The following is an 18,802-nucleotide window of genomic DNA, read 5'->3' as shown; positions in this document are numbered from 1 at the left end:
TCTATTCACTCTCCAATAGCTCGTAAAGTTTTCTTTTGATTTCATCGAGTTGTTGATCCACACTTGCATCAATACGACCATTTGCAGATTCAATAATACAGCTCTGTTCTGTTAGCTCACTATCTGGAAAAATATATAATTCTGTCTCCTTTGGGAAAATCCGAATTAGATCTTCCTTTTGGACAAGTAAAAATTCGTAATGTGATGGATGAACGTGAAGCTGAATTTCACGATATTCTCTTGCTTCTTTTAATGCTTTTTTCACTATTGGTAAAAACTGCTCCGAGTCACCTGTTAGTGTGTCAGCAATAATTTTCTCAGCCACTTTAAGTGCAAGAGACAAAATGGTTCGTTCGCTTGATTCAATCTTCTTCTCATAGTCATACTTTGCCAAGGTAACTGTTTCCTTTGCCTGGTGAATGATGGCTTGTGCTTCGTTGTATCCAAGCTGTTTTCCTTCTTCATGACCTTGTACAAACCCTGCATTTTGAGCTTGTTCTGCCATCGTTTGTAACTCCAACTGAAACGATTGTTGCTCAAGCTCCATCTGTTCACGAACACCCGCTGCATATTCCCTTGCTTCTTGGACGATTCTGTCAGCTTCACTTTGCGCTGCTGCAACAATCCTCTCTCTCTCTTGATAACTTACAAAAGACGACTCTTCTTCTGTATCATCGGTGTGATTCTTAATTGATTTAATCGAAATCACTTTGTTTTCATTGGAAAATTCTTGTGGAACCCACGTGGATTTAATCAGCCTAGACAATGATGTCGTCACCTCCGCCACGAGCAACCACAATTTCTCCTGCTTCCTCTAGACGACGAATGATGGCAACGATTCTTGACTGTGCTTCCTCTACATCACGAAGACGAACTGGTCCCATAAACTCCATTTCATCCTTAAAGCTTTCAACCATACGTTTCGACATATTTCCAAACACGATATCCTTGACTTCGTCGCTTGATACTTTTAGTGACAGCTTTAGATCTTCATTATCACAGTCACGAATAATCCTTTGAATTGCACGGCTATCCAGTGTAACAATATCTTCAAAGACAAACATTCTTTTCTTAATTTCTTCCGCTAACTCTGGGTCTTGAATTTCGAGTGCATCTAGAATCGTTCTTTCGGTTGCACGGTCGACTCCATTTAACACTTCCACAACAGCCTCAATACCGCCTGTTTGCGTGTAGTCCTGTGTCACAGATGCAGACAGCTTTCGTTCTAAAATTTGCTCAACTTCATTGATTATTTCAGGAGAGGTACTATCCATTACTGCAATTCTTCTAGCAATATCAGCTTGAACTTCCTGAGGAAGCTCAGATAAAATTTGACCTGCTTGGGCCGAATCCAAATAAGATAAAATAAGTGCGATCGTCTGCGGATGCTCATTTTGAATAAAATTAAAAATTTGTCCTGGATCCGCTTTTCTAGCAAAATCAAAAGGTCGAACTTGAAGGGATGAAGTTAAACGGTTAATGATAACAGCAGCCTGCTCAGTCCCTAGTGCTTTTTCAAGAACCGTTTTTGCATACCCAATACCGCCTTGTGATATATAGTCCTGAGCTAGTGCAATATTATGAAACTCTTCAAGAATTTCTTCTTTTGCAGTAGATTCCACTTTTTTTACCCCGGAAATTTCTAGCGTTAATTTTTCTATCTCTTCTTCACTTAAGTGTTTATATACTGATGCAGACACATCCGGCCCAAGTGAAATGAGAAGAATGGCTGCTTTTTGTTTACCTGTTAATTCCTTTTGATCTCTTTTTGCCACCTTCACGCACTCCTCCTAGTCTTCAGCAATCCATGAACGCAATAGTTTTGCGAAATCCTCTGGCTTTTCTTTCGCCATTTTTTCTAGTTGTTTCTTTCTCAACGATCCTTCTGTTTCTTCCTTATCTTCATCAATGTCACGAATAGAAATAGGTGTGTAATGATCAAATGCTACATCTTCTTGCTCTTGTGCCTTCTTCTTTCTTGCTCTCATAAACAGAATAATTAACACGATTATAGTAGCTAGAAGGACTCCACCGATTGCGTATACCCACCATGGAATAGATGCCGTCTGAGTATCTTCAAGCTCTACCTTCCCGTTAAATGGTTGAACCGATACAAGAATCTTTTCCTGTATTGCCTCATCCGTTAGTTCACCATCAACCGTTGTTTTATCAATAGAAGTACGAACAATTGATGCCAACATTTGCGTAATATCATCCACACGTTCTTGAGGTAAAGTAGTAGGATCATCCGCCGTTGGAGGTTCTACCATTACCTGAATACCTAAGTCTCTAATTTTATAAGGACTTTCAACAATTTCTTTACGGATTTTATTCACTTCATAGTTGATTGTCTCTTCAATTCTTTCATAATCACCCGTTCCAGTTGCTCCCTCAAGGTAACCTGTTCCAAGAGAGTCTGCTGCATCTTCTGTAACTGGTTCGCCACCCACATCAGCTGCATCACCTGTAAAGGTTTCAGTGATTTTTTGGGCACTTGCTGCAATACCTTCCATGTTCTCTTCATCTACAGGAGTAACAAGATTTTCTTCGCGATTTTCTTGTGTAAAGTCAACATCTGCAGTAACAATTACTGCTACTTTGTCTTGTCCCATTAAGGTACCAAGCATACTTTGTACTTGGCGTTGAACATCACGTTCAATTTGTTTTTTGATATCATTTTGAGCAGCAAAAGTCGAACCTGAAGAATTTTCTTCATTATTTAAGTCAAAGTACTCAAAGTTTTGGTTCGTAATGACGATATTATCTGTAGGGAGGTTGGGAACACTCTTTGATACTAGATGGTACAACGCTTTGATCTGGCTTTCCTCAAATTCATAACCAGGTTTCGTGTTCAGTACAATAGAAGCACTGGCCGCTTCTGATGCATCTGTTACAAAGATCCCTTTCTCTGGAAGATTAATCATAACCTTCGCATCATTAATCCCTTCTATACCCTTCATTAAGTTCGCTAACTCTGTTTGCATTGCGTCAAGCTTCATGACATTAAACTCGTTCTCAGTCATTCCAATTCCTGCATTTTGACTAAAAAATGAATAATCAATGCTTCCTGAATTAGGTATTCCTTCCGCAGCAAGTTCAACCTTCAACGTATCAATGCTCTCTTTAGGCGCCAATATCGTCGTTCCATTATCAGCAATCTCAGATACAATTCCTCTTGCATCTAAGCTTTCTTTAATAGCCCCCGTTTCGGCTGGCGACAAATTACTATATAAAGGTTCTAAAGTCATTCTAGTTGCAAAAAACGTTACTAATGAAATTAGTGTCACTAAAGACACTAAACCGCCAACAAAGAACATTTTTTGCTTTTTAGAACGACTTGTCCAATATTCTTTTATTGCATGTAATTGTTTTTGCAATTGGTTCATCACGTTCCTCCGGTTCAGTGTGTCATGCCAAAAGGTGCCAAAAGCACCTTTCCAACACAAAAGCTATTAAACTTGCATTCTCATTACTTCTTGATATGCTTCAATGACTTTATTTCTCACTTCAATCGTTGCTGACATGGTAATGCTTGCTTTTTGACTTGCAATCATCACTTGGTGAAGATCTACATTTTCGCCTCTTGCCAATTTCTCTGTCATCACATCTGATTGGTTTTGTGCTTCATTAACTTTTTCAATTGAATCCTTTAATACGGACGCAAAACTCTTTTGTGCTTCGTATGGTGTAGTAGATGGAGTAGAAATTGCTGCATTTGATTGAAAAACTTTAGATACAGATGGAATAGATATAGTCATTATTTATTCTCCCTTTTATTTACCGATCTCTAATGCTTTCATAAGCATTCCTTTAGATGCGTTCATTACAGTCACGTTTGCTTCATATGATCTAGTCGCGCTAATTAAATCCACCATTTCACGTAGTGGATCAACATTCGGTAGTTCTACATAGCCATTTTCATCCGAATCAGGATGTTCAGGGTCATACACAAGTTTAAAAGGAGTTTCTGTGTCTTCAACAATTTTAGAAACTTTTACTCCGTTTCCAACACCTGTCGTTTGTTTTGACATTGCTTGGCTCATAAAAGAAGAAAAGTTTCCTTCCTTGGGCTGAAGCACAACTGATTTCCTTCTATAACCCGCTGTGTCTACGTTTGCCATATTGGAAGAGATAACATCCATGCGCAATCTTTGTGCCGTTAAAGCAGATGCTGAAGTATTGATGCTATGAAAAATAGACATGGTTATCTTCCTCCTTTTATGACTGTTTGTAGCGAGTTGAATTTCCCACTAATTCGTTCAATCATGGCATTATAATAAATTTGATTGGTTGCAAGGTCAGACATTTCTTTATCAATATCAACATTGTTTCCCGTGTGATTGTATGATGTGGTACGATCTGTAGTTATTGTTACTCCTGCCCGTCCTGAGCTTTGAATGGCAATATGCTTACTGTTCGTTTGATTCCCCGTAACAGTCGACATGGCATCGTTGAGTTCTGACTTAAAACTAACGTTTTTAGCCTTATACCCCGGAGTATCGGCATTCGATATATTTTGTGCGATCACTTTTTGTTTTGTAGAAGAATAATTCAACGCATTTTCAAGCGTATTAATTGTATTTGAAAAGAGCTTCAAGTTCTCCACCTCATATATAAATATATATATTTGTTGATTGGTGCAGAAACTTGTAGTTTTACGTCGGATTCTGCAAAACAATCATACTACTAATTTTAATAAATCGCATATAGGATGTCTATCTCAATACGGGCGAAATACTTAATCTATAAGTCCTATTTTAATCGATTTGTCCTATAAGCAAAAACTGAAAAGATTGGATTCATGTACATATTTTTTACATTTTTCAGTTCATCAGGTCCATTTGTTTACTAAGAACAAGGAACTAGTAGGAATGTCTTATTTTTGTAATTGTGTATTTAGAATAAGCGAACACATTTTCATTGTAAAGAAAAAGTAGAATTCTGTCGAAATGTACCATAAAAAAACTCCTTATTTCTAATCGAAATAAGGAGTTCTTCATTAGTTAGATTTTAATTTACTTAATTCTATTAAGAACTTGTCGTTTAGAACTTTAATATATGTTCCTTTCATACCTAACGAACGTGATTCAATAACACCAGCACTTTCTAGTTTTCTAAGTGCGTTTACAATCACAGATCTTGTAATTCCTACACGATCAGCAATTTTTGAAGCAACTAATAACCCTTCTTTTCCACTAAGTTCTTCAAAAATATGCTCGATTGCTTCTAGCTCACTATAAGATAACGAGCTAATTGCCATTTGTACTACTGCCTTACTTCTAGCTTCTTCTTCAATTTCTTCTGCCTTTTCTCTTAGAATCTCCATCCCTACAACTGTAGAGCCATATTCTGCAAGAATTAGATCATCATCATGGAATTGCTCTTGCGTTCTAGCTAGGATTAATGTTCCTAGTCTTTCTCCGCCACCAATGATTGGAACGATCGTTGTTAAACCATTTTTGAATAGATCTTTGTTTTCCACTGGAAAAGCTGTGTATTCACTATTAACATCTAGGTTAGGTGATGTTTCATTGATGTTAAATAGGTTGTTTGTATACTCTTCAGGGAATTGACGATCTTCTAGCATTTTCTTAATACGTTCATTTTCAATCTGTTGGTTTACCGCAAAGCCTAATAATTTCCCACGGCGACTTACGATAAAAATATTAGCTTCGATGACTTCACTTAGTGTTTCTGACATTTCTTTAAAGTTAACCGGTTTTCCTGCTGCCTTTTGAAGTAAGGCATTAATCTTTCTTGTTTTTGACAGTAAATCCATTTGTTCTTCCTCCTAATTAGCTAAAACCATTGAGTAGCACTTACTCTGAATTCTGCATATGTATTGAACTGTTATGTGTCACATAATATACGTTTGATTCCCCCAACACGAGGGAATCAAACTCATGAATTACAAAATAAATTGACTTAAGTCTTTATTACGCGAAATGGCTCCGAGCTTTTCTTCTACGTATTGTGGTGTGATTGTGATTTTTTCCATTGTGATATCCGGTGCTTCAAAAGACAAGTCCTCTAGAAGCTTTTCTAAAATGGTATGCAATCTTCTTGCTCCAATGTTATCCGTATTTTGATTTACATCATAAGCAACTTCTGCAATCTTACGAATAGCATCGTCAGAAAATTCAATTTCTATACCTTCCGTCACTAACAATGCTTGATATTGCTTAATAAGTGCATTATCAGGTTCAATTAGTATCTTATAAAAATCGTCTACCGTTAATTTTGTTAATTCTACTCTAATTGGAAAACGTCCCTGAAGCTCCGGTATTAAATCAGACGGCTTCGCGATATGGAATGCTCCCGCTGCCATAAATAGAATATGGTCTGTCTTCACTGATCCATACTTCGTAACGACAGTCGAACCTTCAACAACTGGAAGAATATCTCGTTGTACGCCCTCTCGAGAAACGTCAGCAGATGATCCTCCTCCGTTTTTGCTAGCAATTTTATCAATTTCATCAATGAAGATGATTCCTGTTTGCTCAGCACGGAAAACAGCCTCAGACGTTACTTCATCCATATCAATCAGCTTTGAGGCTTCCTCATTTGTTAACACTTTTCTTGCATCGCGAACCGAAAGCTTCCGTTTTTTTCGTTTCTTCGGCATTAAGCCACTTAAAGCATCCTGCATATTCATTCCCATTTGCTCCATGCCTGAACCTTGAAGCATATCAAACATAGATGGTTGCTGTTCTTCTACTTCAACAGAAACCATTTCATTTTCAAGCTCTCCTTTAGAAAGCTTTTCGGCAACAACCTTCCTTTTTTCAACGATATTCATGTCTTCAGTAGGTGTTGGTTCTTGTTCCTGTGCACCACCTCCACCGAATAGCATCTCTAAAGGATTTTTATAGCCTGTTGCTTTTTTCGCAGAAGGTACTAACAAATCAACTAGTCGTTTATTTGCATTTTCCTCTGCTCGTTCTTTCACTTTTTGCATTTTTTCTTCTTTTACAAGTCTAACTGCGGTTTCTACGAGATCTCTTACCATGGATTCAACATCACGGCCCACGTAGCCCACTTCCGTAAACTTTGTCGCTTCAACCTTCACAAACGGAGCTGATACAAGCTTTGCCATTCGTCTAGCAATTTCTGTCTTTCCGACACCCGTAGGTCCGATCATTAATATATTCTTAGGACTGATTTCATCCCTTAAACCTTCGTCAAGCAAACTACGTCGATAACGGTTTCTCAGTGCAACCGCTACTGCTTTCTTTGCATCCTTCTGCCCAATGATATACTGATCCAATCGTTCAACAATCTGACGTGGGGTTAGATTTGTCCCTTTAGTGACCATTCGATCCCTCCTAAAGCTCTTCAACGATAATATTGTGATTTGTATATACGCAAATTTCAGCGGCAATCTCAAGGGAAGCCTTTGCGATTTCCTTTGCCGTTAGATGCTCTCCGGAATACTTCTTTAATGCTCTTCCGGCAGATAGTGCATAATTTCCACCAGATCCAATCGCAAGGATTCCATCATCTGGTTCAATAATCTCTCCTGTACCAGAAACCAATAGCATATCCGTATCGTTCATTACGATTAGCATGGCTTCAAGACGTCGTAGAACTTTATCGCTTCTCCACTGTTTTGCAAGTTCAACAGATGCTCGTTGTAGATTGCCATTATACTCTTCTAACTTACTTTCAAACATTTCAAAAAGAGTAAAGGCATCCGCAACAGATCCGGCAAATCCTGCTAAAACCCTCCCGTTAAATAACTTTCTAACCTTACGAGCTGTATGTTTCATCACAACAGCATTGCCAAAGGTTACTTGACCATCTCCAGACATAGCACATTGACCATTATGACGAACAGCAAAAATAGTTGTTGCATGAAATTGCGTCATATTATTCCTCCTAAAGCTTAAGCCCGGGGGTGGTGGGCCATATATGTTTTTCGCAAGTAATCATTTGTAACATGTGAATAAATTTGTGTAGAAGACAAAAACGAATGCCCTAACAACTCTTGAACACTCCTCATATCTGCTCCGTTATTAAGGAGATGTGTCGCAAAGGAATGCCTTAGTTTATGCGGATGGATGGACCCGTTTAAAGATGATTTTTTTATCATTCGATCCAGAATATGTCTCACTCCGTTTGTTGTAAGTGGTTCTCCACGAAAGTTAACAAACAAGGAATCATGTGAATGCTTTTCTCCAAGAAGTGCTTTTCTGCCATTGTTGATATATGTATCAATCGCTTCTTGAGCAAAGCTACCAAATGGAATGTATCGATCCTTTTGGCCTTTCCCATGAACAAGTACCGTTCCAATGTATAAATCAATATCTTTTAATCGAAGCTGACAACATTCACTAACTCGCATTCCTGTAGCATATAAAATTTCAAGCAAGGCAAGATCTCTTTGGCCGACAGGGGTATTAGCATCACAACTCAAAAATAATGCTTTAAGCTCCTCTTCATAAAAAAAATCGGGCAATCTCTTTTCTTGCTTTGGCATAATCACTTGTGCAAAAGGATTATTCTGAACGAGATTATCTCGTAATAAAAACCGGTAAAAGCTTCTCATACTAGATATTTTTCTCGCCACAGATTTTCTTGCTAGATTCTTCTCAAAAAGCTTCGTTAAATACAGCCTAACATCGGAGTACTCGACATTAGCATAATCAGCTAACGATTGCTCCTTCATAAAAAGAGTAAAATCCCTAACATCCACTTGATAATGCTCAATTGTATATTGTGAATAATTTCTTTCTATTTGTAAATATTCAAAAAATAACTTTGCTGAATCGTTCACATCTTCTGACAATATTCGTCACCTCACAAAGGCTCCTAAATCGTATCACACTTCACATACCCTTGCAAGCAATTTACAAATTTTTCACAAAGTTCTGAATTGTTTCTAATGCTCGGTTTGCATGATGCTCTGCTCTTTCCTTTTTTCCTCTGATTTTAGTCGGTAACTCTGGGAACAAACCAAAGTTCGCATTCATCGGCTGAAAATTCTTTGCGCTTGCACTCGTGATGTATCTTGCCATACTCCCGATCGCAGTTTCTTCCGGAAACACAACAAGCTCTTCTCCTTGTACAAGTTTGGCTGCATTAAGCCCAGCAACTAATCCACTTGCTGCAGACTCCACATAGCCCTCTACTCCTGTCATTTGACCAGCAAAGAATAAATCCTTACGATTTTTGAATTGATAGGTCGGTTCGAGTACTTTAGGTGAATTAATAAAGGTATTTCTGTGCATAACACCATACCTTACGATTTCAGCATTTTCTAATCCAGGGATTAATTGAAGAACCTCCTTTTGTGGTCCCCACTTCAAATGTGTCTGAAATCCAACAATATTATAGAGTGTTCCTGCAGCATCATCCTGTCTAAGCTGAACTACAGCAAACGGACGCTTTCCTGTTTTTGGGTCCTCAAGGCCAACTGGCTTCATTGGACCAAAAAGCATGGTTTTCTTTCCGCGACTAGCCATTACCTCAATCGGCATACATCCTTCAAAGAAAATTTCTTTTTCAAACTCTTTCAATGGAACCGTTTCTGCTGAAACAAGTGCCTCGTAAAAACGATCAAACTCTTCTTCGGTCATAGGGCAGTTTAAATATGCTGCCTCCCCTTTATCGTAACGGGATTTTAAATACACCTTCTCCATATCAATGCTATCTTTTTCAATGATAGGAGCTGCAGCGTCATAAAAGTATAAATATTCCTCGCCAGTCAGTTCTTGCAGCTTAGCTGAAAGCGCCGGACTTGTTAAAGGTCCCGTTGCAATAACAGTAAGCCCCTCTGGAATTTCTGTTATTTCCTCATTGATCACTGTTACATTGGGATGATTTTTCACCTTATCTGTTACATGAGCAGCAAACTCATGACGATCCACGGCAAGCGCACCTCCTGCTGGAACTGCACAAGCATCTGCAGAAGCGATAATAACAGAATCTAGCTTTCGCATTTCTTCCTTCAGGACTCCAACTGCATTTGTTAAATTATTTGCGCGAAGGGAGTTACTGCAAACTAACTCAGCAAATTTATCTGTGTGATGCGCAGGAGTTTGCTTCACTGGTCTCATTTCGTACAAGCGAACCTTTATTCCCCTCTTTGCAAGTTGCCAAGCGGCTTCACTTCCAGCTAAACCTGCTCCTATTACATTCACTGTTGCATCTATCATTTTATGAACCTCCAATAGCTCGTATGTATCTTTTTTGATATTAGCTTTTCCATATTCCATCTGCATTTTACACTACGTTTGAGAAACTTAAAAGTTTCAGGCATTTTGTCTTCACTGACAAGCGCAATAAAAAGAGTGAGCATAGTGCTCACCCTTAGCTTTGTGGCTCTTCCTTGTAGTCACAACTAATGCATTGAACTTGGACACCTTTTTTAAGCTTCTTCTCGATCAATAGTGATTCACATTTCGGGCAATTTCTAGGCAGCGGTTTATCCCATGAAATGAATTCACATTCTGGGAATGTATCACAGCCATAGAAAATTCGACGCTTTTTACTTTTTCTTTCTATAATATTTCCAGTCTTACAATTTGGGCATTTAACACCTATATCCTTTACGATTGCTTTTGTGTTTCGACAATCCGGGAAATTACTGCATGCCATGAACTTTCCATAGCGACCCATTTTATAGACCATCTCATTTCCACACTGCTCACAATCCTCACCAGCAGGCTCATCTTTAATTTCTACCTGCTCCATTTCCTTTTCGGCCTTTTCTAAATGTTTTTCAAACCCTCGATAAAACTCATCGATGATTCGTACCCATTTTGTTTTTCCTTCTTCTACATTATCTAATTCTTGTTCCATTTTTGCGGTAAACTCGACATCTAAGATATCTGGGAAGAATTCTACCATGAGTTCATGAACAATTTCTCCAAGTTCGGTTGGAATGAATCGCTTATTATCAAGAGTAACATATCCACGTTTTTGGATGGTATCTAGTGTTGGAGCAAATGTCGACGGTCGACCAATCCCCAGTTCCTCCAACGTCTTAACTAATCTAGCTTCCGTATACCTAGGAGGAGGTTGGGTAAAGTGTTGTTTTGGTTCGATGTCCTTTTTGAGGACTGTATCGCCTTCCTTTAGATCCGGAAGCATTTTGTTCTTGTCCTCTGTTTGATCATCTGTCCCCTCAACGTACACCTTCATAAAACCTGGAAACTTCACCTTGGATCCGGTTGCTCTAAAAATTACTTCTCCATTCTTCAAATCCACACTCATTGTGTCCATAACAGCCGGTGCCATTTGACTAGATACGAAACGCTCCCAAATTAACTTATATAGTCTCAATTGATCTCTAGACAGAAATTCTTTCATACTAGAAGGATCACGTAGCGTACTCGTTGGTCTGATCGCTTCATGAGCATCTTGTGTGTTCGCACCTTTTTTTTCTTTACGCTTTTCCTCAGGTAAAAAGTTGGCACCGTAAGTTGACTCAATATACTGATTTGCTTCTGCTTGGGCTACTTCAGAAATTCTAGTTGAATCTGTTCTCATGTATGTAATTAACCCGACGGTTCCTTCTTTTCCTAAATTGATTCCTTCATACAGCTGTTGAGCTAGCATCATTGTCTTTTTTGCTCGGAAGTTTAATTTTCTAGCTGCCTCTTGTTGAAGGGAAGAAGTCGTAAATGGAACAGCTGGATTTCTTTTACGTTCTTTTTTGGTCACAGAGGTTACTTCAAACTGGTTGCCTTTCATTTTAGCTAAAATCGATTTTACCTCATCTTCTGATTTTAGCTCCATACGCTGATTTACTAATCCGAAGAAATCAGCCTCAAAACTCGTTGTCCCCTTTAAGAATTCGCCTTCTATCGTCCAGTATTCTTCAGGGATAAACGCTTTAATTTCGTTTTCTCGGTCAATAATTAATCGTACAGCTACGGATTGAACTCGACCAGCACTCAGCCCTTTTTTCACCTTTTTCCAAAACAACGGACTAATATTGTATCCAACCAAACGGTCTAAAATTCTACGTGCTTGCTGGGCATCTACTAAATCCATGTTAATGGGTCTAGGATGCTTAAAAGACTCTTTAATCGCATCCTTCGTAATTTCGTTAAATACTACCCGACAATCTGAGTGGATATCCACATCCAGTGTGTGAGCAAGATGCCAAGCGATCGCTTCCCCTTCACGATCCGGGTCAGCCGCTAGATATATTTTCTTTGCTTTTTTTGCAGCTGTTTTTAATTCCTTTAGAACAGGTCCTTTTCCGCGTATAGTAATATACTTTGGTTCGAACTCATGATCAACGTCGACTCCCATCTGACTTTTTGGAAGATCACGTACGTGTCCCATCGACGCCTTAACTTTATATTTTTTTCCTAAGTATCTCTCTATCGTCTTCGCCTTTGCAGGTGACTCAACGATTACTAAAAACTCCGACATCTATTGTCCTCCTCAAGAGGGATTATATAAAAATTCACTTATTGAATGTTTATTGTAAATATTCATTATTATTAAACTTTTTATTGAAACTTGTCAAATATATCGTAAACGGTTTCAGCTTGCTTACTTTAAAATTTGTATTTTTATTTTCGAACGTCTGTTGCAAAATGTATAACAGTTTGAGCGATATTTCAACCTTTTTCATAAAAATATATTAAAATTTGGTGAAAAAGTATGGTAAATCGATGACATTTCCCTATTCCGTACCTTTTTGTCATCATATGTGATGTTCAACCGGATTACAAACATTATGCATAAAATAATTCATTGAGTATATCTTCATGGCTTCTAACAAGCTTCGCTCCCTGCTGAATTAAGTCATTTGTCCCTGTCGAATGCTGACTGAAAATATTTCCTGGGAGGGCAAACACCTCTCGACCCTCATGAACGGCAAAATTTGCTGTGATTAAAGAGCCACTCTTTCTTTTTGCTTCTATTATAAATGTACCTTTAGAAACACCACTAATAATTCTATTTCTCATAGGAAATTGCCAGCGCGAAGGAGTCGTATTTGGAGGATACTCGGAGATCACAAGATGGTGCTTCATAATATTTAGAGCAAGCTTTTGATTGGTTTGTGGGTAAATATGGTAGATACCTCCAGCGATGACCGCTATCGTCTTCCCGCCTAGTCGAATGGCAGCTTCATGAGCAAGCGTATCAACCCCTAAGGCTAAGCCGCTAACGATAATAACCCCCTTTTCAATCAGTGGTGGAAACAACCGATCAATGGCTCTTTTACCATACTCTGTTGCCTGTCTAGAACCGACCACAGCAAGCTTGGTTTGCTTCCCAAGCAAAGAAATGTCCCCCTTTGCATACAATACCCACGGCGGCTGATACGTTTCTTTTAATAATTCAGGATAAGCTGAGTCAAAGTAAGTAATTATTTTAATATCATTTTGTTGATAATGGCGGATTTGTTCCAATAAAACCGGTGAATGAAGATCTTCGAATAAGGTTTGAATGATAGATGATGGAAGTTCAGGGAATTGGTAGAGGAAAGTTGGGGAATATAGCTCTTTAAGCTCGGGATCATGCTTTAAAATATGATAAACCATTTTCCAGCCCGCTCCACGACAATGAAGCAAATGACACAAACGTAATGAAAAAGATTCCAAAATAGATAACCTCCTTTAGGAATAGTATTTTAATAATATCACAAATAGCCCCTCTAAAAAGAGGGACTATTTGAATTTTTAGTGAGTTTTACATTGATCGTAAAGATCTTTTTCTTTTAGTACTTTAATTAATGTTTCTCCCATAACTGAAGGTGTATCAGCTACTTGGATTCCACATTCATTCATCACACGAATCTTTTCGTCAGCTGTTCCTTTTCCACCGGAAATAATCGCACCAGCATGCCCCATACGCTTTCCTGGAGGGGCAGTACGACCACCGATGAAACCAACTACCGGCTTAGTCATGTTTGCTTTTACCCACTCTGCTGCTTCTTCTTCAGCCGTACCACCAATTTCACCGATCATAATAACGGCGTACGTTTCTGGGTCTTCATTAAATGCTTTAAGTACATCGATGAAGTTTGTTCCGTTAACGGGATCTCCACCAATTCCAACTGCTGTAGATTGGCCAATACCTGCTTGTGATAATTGATGAACCGCTTCGTACGTAAGGGTTCCAGAACGTGATACCACGCCAACATGGCCCTTTGTATGAATATAACCTGGCATAATACCAATCTTACACTCATCAGGAGTAATAACACCTGGGCAGTTAGGACCAACTAGGCGAGTCTTTTTCCCTTCCATGTAGCGTTTTACTTTAACCATATCTAATACTGGAATATGCTCAGTAATACAAATCGCTAAATCAAGATCCGCATCAACCGCTTCTAAAATAGCATCTGCCGCAAATGGTGCAGGTACGTAAATGACAGAAGCATTCGCTCCAGTAGCCTTTACAGCATCTGCAACCGTGTTAAATACAGGTACACCCTCTACTTCTGTCCCACCTTTACCAGGTGTTACACCAGCAACAATTTGCGTGCCATATTCTAACATTTGTTTTGTATGGAAAAGGGCTGTAGAACCAGTAATCCCTTGAACTATCACTTTAGTATCTTTATTAATAAATACGCTCACATCAATTCCCCTTCCTTATACTAATGAAACGATTTTTTGTGCGCCGTCAGCCATAGATTCAGCAGCAATAATGTTGATATCTGATTCAGCAAGAATCTTCTTACCAAGCTCAACATTTGTTCCTTCCAAACGAACGACTAAAGGTACGTTTAGACCAACCTGCTTAGCAGCTTCTACAACACCAGTAGCAATAACGTCACACTTCATTATTCCGCCAAAGATATTTACAAAAATACCTTTTACATTTTTATCAGAAAGGATGATTTTGAATGCTTCTGTTACTTTTTCTGCAGTTGCTCCGCCCCCAACATCAAGGAAGTTTGCAGGGTCTCCACCGTAATGCTTTACAATGTCCATTGTAGCCATAGCAAGACCAGCACCATTTACCATGCAGCCAATATTTCCATCTAAAGAAATATAGCTTAGGTCGTATTTCGATGCTTCAATTTCCTTTGCATCTTCCTCGTCAAGGTCACGATACTCTAACACTTCTTTTTGACGATATAATGCATTTGAATCAAAGTTTAGCTTTGCGTCTAACGCCATTACATTTCCATCACCTGTTACAACAAGCGGGTTAATTTCAGCGATCGAGCAATCTTTTTCAACAAACGCTTGATATAATCCCATCATAAACTTCACTGCTTTATTTACTAATTCTTTTGGAATATTAATGTTAAATGCAATACGACGAGCTTGGTAGCCTGTTAAACCAACAACTGGGTCAATTACTTCTTTGAAGATTTTCTCAGGAGTTTTTTCTGCTACCTCCTCGATTTCTGTCCCACCTTCTTCTGAAGCCATTAATACAACACGTGAAGTAGCACGGTCTAGTACTAAACCAATATAGTACTCTTTCTTAATGTCACAGCCTTCTTCAATTAAAAGGCGCTTTACTTCTTTTCCTTCAGGACCCGTTTGGTGAGTGATGAGTGTTTTTCCGAGAATTTCGCTCGCATATGTACGGACTTCATCCAAGTTTTTGGCAACCTTAACCCCACCTGCTTTTCCACGTCCACCTGCATGGATTTGGGCTTTTACTACACAAACTTGTGTTCCAAGTTCCTTTGCAGCTTCCACCGCTTCTTCAACTGTAAATGCTACCTTCCCATTTGGAACAGCAACCCCGTATTTTCTGAGGATTTCTTTTCCTTGGTACTCATGGATATTCATTTCCCATCCTCCTTCTAATCTTGCTTTTGGCTATTGCAGCAATAAAGATATTCTACACTTTTTCCTGCAATCCTGCCTGCATTCATTTTTCCCTTTGATCGTTTTATATCTAAAAAAACAAGACTGCGCTTTCATTTTATATAACAACACATACCTTGTCTACTATTTCACACAAAATATTAAATTATTCAGAAATAAAAAAATAAAAGAAGTAGATTTTAAGATTTCCTTTTACCTACTTCTTTATCTGTACGATAAACAAATGCAAACACTTCAGCCACTGCTTGATATAACTCTTCTGGGATGCTGTCATTTATATTTAATTTACTTAGTAACTCAATTAGCGTTGGATCTTCTTGGATTGGAATATTATTCTCTTTTGCCTTCTCGAGAATATTATCAGCTACTATTCCTTTTCCTTTCGCAATCACCTTTGGCGCGTCATTTTTCGTTGCTTCATAACTTAGAGCAACCGCTTCTTTTCTTTTTAGCTTTTCATTTATCATATTTTAATATCCACTCCACTATAAGATGAGGTCAATGGACTAGGAATGGCTGCTTTTTTCGTTTGGACAACGGCTCTATCAGCCTGGGTTTGAAAACTAACATTCGAAAGCTGGTAATCTAGCGTTTGTAAGCTATCTTTTAAACTAGCTAAAAAAGGGGTGGAAAGGTGTTTTATATTGTCATGATCATTGATAATCGTAATTTTCATAATGCGATTCTGAATTTGCATATCGATGATCGTTTCATTCATGTGCTCTAAATCTAAGTAAAAAAGAACACGACAATAGCTTGGATCAATTTTTCCATTGGCGTCCTTTCTACCATTCCACTGAATGGTAAGATCGGTTTGCTTATTCATTAGAACAAGTGGAATCTGCATGACAATTTGCTGGACTGGAGTTGTATCCGATGACATGAGTTGTATCCCTGTTAATCGGTTCAGTAAAGCTTCTGCTGAATCCTTTACCTTACTCGGAATATCTTCATTCAGTAACTGAATCAATAACGATTTCACATTCTCCACTCTTACACCTTCATCAGACACTTTTCCTTTTATCATATCAAGTGACTCAGATTCATGAGAAAGACCTAGCGTTTGAATACCTGATTTTAACAATGATTTAAACTCTTCTACTGGCTCTCTGTCTACCTGTGAAAGTACCGCTTGTAGATGCTGTGTCACTTCTTTATTAAGAGTTTTATTAGCGTCTATTCCGTCCTTACTCACTAGAGAGGCAACCGCTTCGTCAAATGTGGCCGAATCTAATTTTGGTGATAATAAGTGGAACAATTGCTTTATCGTTTGATTGCTTACATGAGAATCATTGATGATACTACCGATCCAGTTTTTCAATACTGACGATACATCCTCTGTTCTTCCTGCTGCTAGTAGTGCCGATACTTGTTTTGCCGTTTGATCCATTCCAGGTAATTGGACCTGTGCTCTTTCTTCTGTAAGTCCAGTGAGCCTTTTAGCGGCTTGTTGCAAGATATTTTGTTCATTCTCAATAGGCAAGAAGCCCAATTGCTGCAAAGCTTTCAATGCCTGTTGTGAGGTGAACGGATCCTTGGTCTGAGTCCAACCCCTAACTGTCTCCCTTAGCACTTCTGCTGAAAGGTTTTCTTTCCCTGTTTGGATATACGGCACTATCGTCTCTTTTAAACGTGTACCTGCTTGAGGCAGTGTTTCTAGAGAGTCTAGCTCATTCTTGAAGGTAGCCATGACAGCATGAAACGAAGGGCTTTTTATTGTTGATCTCACTGCATCAAATGTGGTCTTTGATAATGGCAGATCGCGAGTGATTAACTGCTTAATTGCCTCTAAGTCCTCCTTCGTCATTGTTTTCCCTTGAAATAGGCTATTAGCTATAGAAATGGATTCTTTTGTGATTGGGAGCTGTTCACTTAGAAAAAAACGTAATAACGAAATACTTGTTTTTGTTTCAGGGATGGAGAACTGCTTTAACAGTCCCTCTAAATGAGCATTCCCCGTCCCTCTTCCTTCCGTTAGTACCTTCAGATGAACTTGCCCTTCTCCTTGTTGTACTTGAAACCAATATCGTTCCCCGGCTGAAAGTGGGATTTCTAACTGGGCGATTACCTTTTGAGAACCCACTTGTACTTCTGCAGTTTGATTGGGAAAAAGCTTCAATACCTTTCCTTGAAATACTTGTCCAGTCCGAAAACTTAGCTTGTTTCCTTCTATTGACTCTGGCCGATTACTAATTGTATGAACAAGATTAGCTTGTAACAAGTGAGTTCCCTCCCTTATTGTTTGTTTAATTCTTTAATAGGAGCAAATGATCTTCGATGATATGGAGTCGCTCCGTAAAGCTGTAGAGCATCGATATGTTCCTTTGTACCATAGCCCATATTTTGTTCAAAACGATATTCTGGAAAGCTTTGAGCAAGTTCCTTCATCATTCGGTCTCTCGTGACTTTAGCGATGATGCTAGCCGCTGCAATAGAGATACTTTTGCTATCCCCTTTAATAATAGCTTCTGATGGGATTGGGGTTGTTAGCTTCATGGCATCCACAAGTAAAAAATCAGGACTAATATGTAATTCGTTTAAGGCCACATACATCGCCTTTTTAGTGGCTTCATAAATATTGATTGTATCGATTTCCTTGGCTTCAATAATTCCTACACCGATGGAGAGAGCCGTTGAACGAATCAATTCATAAAGCTCCTCACGCTTTGTTTCCGTTAGTTTTTTTGAGTCATCAATTCCTAAAATTTGAAAATCATCTGGTAAGATTACAGCCGCAGCTACGACTGGGCCAGCTAGCGGGCCTCTTCCAACTTCATCAATTCCAGCGATTAAAGTAAATCCTTGGCTTTTATATAATCTCTCATATTCGCTCATTTCCAACAGCTTAAGCCTAGCCTGTTCTTGAGCCTCTTTTCTCTGCAACCATCTCTTTACTAATTGCTGTACACCTTTTCTACTATCTTTTTGAATTTCTATAAAAAAAGGATCTTTTACATCCTCAACTGTTTTTAACTTCGTCTGAATATCATCAATAGTTAATTTGTTCAAAACTAGTACTTCCCTTCGGACTTATATCTTGT

18 protein-coding genes are annotated in these 18,802 nt (G+C 38.6%); all 18 read right to left on the bottom strand.

Annotation, left to right across the window (positions count from 1 at the left end; all coding sequences use genetic code 11):
• Window position 1 precedes the first annotated feature (1 nt).
• The 18 genes from fliH to MKX65_RS08145 all read right to left on the bottom strand — a co-directional run bounded on the left by fliH (window position 2) and on the right by MKX65_RS08145 (window position 18,770).
• Window positions 2-766 (bottom strand): flagellar assembly protein FliH, encoded by a 765-nt coding sequence (gene fliH / locus MKX65_RS08230; RefSeq protein ID WP_340903198.1) that lies wholly within the window; start codon window positions 764-766, stop codon window positions 2-4.
• Window positions 759-1,775, bottom strand: coding sequence for a flagellar motor switch protein FliG (gene fliG / locus MKX65_RS08225; protein WP_340903197.1), 1,017 nt, complete (start codon window positions 1,773-1,775; stop codon window positions 759-761). Before fliG ends, fliH begins: the two co-directional genes overlap by 8 nt.
• 15 nt (window positions 1,776-1,790) lie before the next feature.
• Window positions 1,791-3,386, bottom strand: a complete 1,596-nt coding sequence (fliF, locus tag MKX65_RS08220) for a flagellar basal-body MS-ring/collar protein FliF (RefSeq protein ID WP_340903196.1) — start codon at window positions 3,384-3,386, stop codon at window positions 1,791-1,793.
• A gap of 66 nt (window positions 3,387-3,452) precedes the next feature.
• Window positions 3,453-3,758: a flagellar hook-basal body complex protein FliE gene (gene fliE, locus MKX65_RS08215; RefSeq protein ID WP_340903195.1), complete on the bottom strand. Its 306-nt coding sequence runs from the start codon at window positions 3,756-3,758 to the stop codon at window positions 3,453-3,455.
• Between the two features lie 15 nt (window positions 3,759-3,773).
• Window positions 3,774-4,202: a flagellar basal body rod protein FlgC gene (flgC, locus tag MKX65_RS08210; protein WP_340903194.1), complete on the bottom strand. Its 429-nt coding sequence runs from the start codon at window positions 4,200-4,202 to the stop codon at window positions 3,774-3,776.
• Between the two features lie 2 nt (window positions 4,203-4,204).
• Window positions 4,205-4,597, bottom strand: coding sequence for a flagellar basal body rod protein FlgB (flgB, locus tag MKX65_RS08205; RefSeq protein ID WP_340903193.1), 393 nt, complete (start codon window positions 4,595-4,597; stop codon window positions 4,205-4,207).
• A 402-nt stretch (window positions 4,598-4,999) separates the two neighbouring features.
• A complete protein-coding gene (codY, locus tag MKX65_RS08200) occupies window positions 5,000-5,779 on the bottom strand; it encodes a GTP-sensing pleiotropic transcriptional regulator CodY (RefSeq protein WP_160545604.1) in 780 nt (259 codons plus the stop codon).
• A 129-nt stretch (window positions 5,780-5,908) separates the two neighbouring features.
• Window positions 5,909-7,315 carry an HslU--HslV peptidase ATPase subunit gene (hslU, locus tag MKX65_RS08195; RefSeq protein WP_340903192.1) on the bottom strand — a complete coding sequence of 469 codons (1,407 nt, stop codon included), beginning with the start codon at window positions 7,313-7,315 and terminating at the stop codon, window positions 5,909-5,911.
• Between the two features lie 10 nt (window positions 7,316-7,325).
• On the bottom strand, window positions 7,326-7,868 hold the full coding sequence (gene hslV / locus MKX65_RS08190; protein WP_160545606.1) for an ATP-dependent protease subunit HslV: 543 nt from the start codon (window positions 7,866-7,868) through the stop codon (window positions 7,326-7,328).
• Window positions 7,869-7,885: 17 nt separating this feature from the next.
• Complete coding sequence (gene xerC / locus MKX65_RS08185; protein ID WP_340903191.1) at window positions 7,886-8,788, bottom strand: tyrosine recombinase XerC; 903 nt, start codon at window positions 8,786-8,788, stop codon at window positions 7,886-7,888.
• 61 nt (window positions 8,789-8,849) lie between these two features.
• On the bottom strand, window positions 8,850-10,157 hold the full coding sequence (trmFO, locus tag MKX65_RS08180) for an FADH(2)-oxidizing methylenetetrahydrofolate--tRNA-(uracil(54)-C(5))-methyltransferase TrmFO (RefSeq protein WP_340903189.1): 1,308 nt from the start codon (window positions 10,155-10,157) through the stop codon (window positions 8,850-8,852).
• A gap of 154 nt (window positions 10,158-10,311) precedes the next feature.
• The gene (gene topA / locus MKX65_RS08175; RefSeq protein WP_340903188.1) at window positions 10,312-12,387 is read right to left on the bottom strand and encodes a type I DNA topoisomerase; all 2,076 of its coding nucleotides are present in this window, start codon (window positions 12,385-12,387) and stop codon (window positions 10,312-10,314) included.
• Window positions 12,388-12,695: 308 nt separating this feature from the next.
• Complete coding sequence (gene dprA, locus MKX65_RS08170) at window positions 12,696-13,568, bottom strand: DNA-processing protein DprA (protein WP_340903187.1); 873 nt, start codon at window positions 13,566-13,568, stop codon at window positions 12,696-12,698.
• Between the two features lie 78 nt (window positions 13,569-13,646).
• Entirely contained in the window at window positions 13,647-14,549 is a 903-nt protein-coding gene (gene sucD, locus MKX65_RS08165; protein WP_340903186.1) for a succinate--CoA ligase subunit alpha, read from the bottom strand.
• A 15-nt stretch (window positions 14,550-14,564) separates the two neighbouring features.
• Window positions 14,565-15,722 carry an ADP-forming succinate--CoA ligase subunit beta gene (gene sucC, locus MKX65_RS08160; protein WP_160545611.1) on the bottom strand — a complete coding sequence of 386 codons (1,158 nt, stop codon included), beginning with the start codon at window positions 15,720-15,722 and terminating at the stop codon, window positions 14,565-14,567.
• Window positions 15,723-15,940: 218 nt separating this feature from the next.
• Entirely contained in the window at window positions 15,941-16,228 is a 288-nt protein-coding gene (locus MKX65_RS08155; RefSeq protein WP_160545612.1) for a FlhB-like flagellar biosynthesis protein, read from the bottom strand.
• Window positions 16,225-17,982, bottom strand: a complete 1,758-nt coding sequence (locus MKX65_RS08150; RefSeq protein ID WP_340903185.1) for a hypothetical protein — start codon at window positions 17,980-17,982, stop codon at window positions 16,225-16,227. The genes MKX65_RS08155 and MKX65_RS08150 overlap by 4 nt, the downstream gene beginning before the upstream one ends.
• A gap of 14 nt (window positions 17,983-17,996) precedes the next feature.
• Entirely contained in the window at window positions 17,997-18,770 is a 774-nt protein-coding gene (locus tag MKX65_RS08145; protein ID WP_160545614.1) for a ribonuclease HII, read from the bottom strand.
• Window positions 18,771-18,802 lie beyond the last annotated feature (32 nt).

This window comes from Robertmurraya sp. FSL R5-0851 (assembly GCF_038002965.1).
GTDB classification, from domain to species: Bacteria; Bacillota; Bacilli; order Bacillales; family Cytobacillaceae; genus Robertmurraya_A; species Robertmurraya_A beringensis.
The sequence above is the reverse complement of the archived record's forward strand: the minus strand, read 5'-3'. Positions and strand labels throughout refer to the sequence as shown.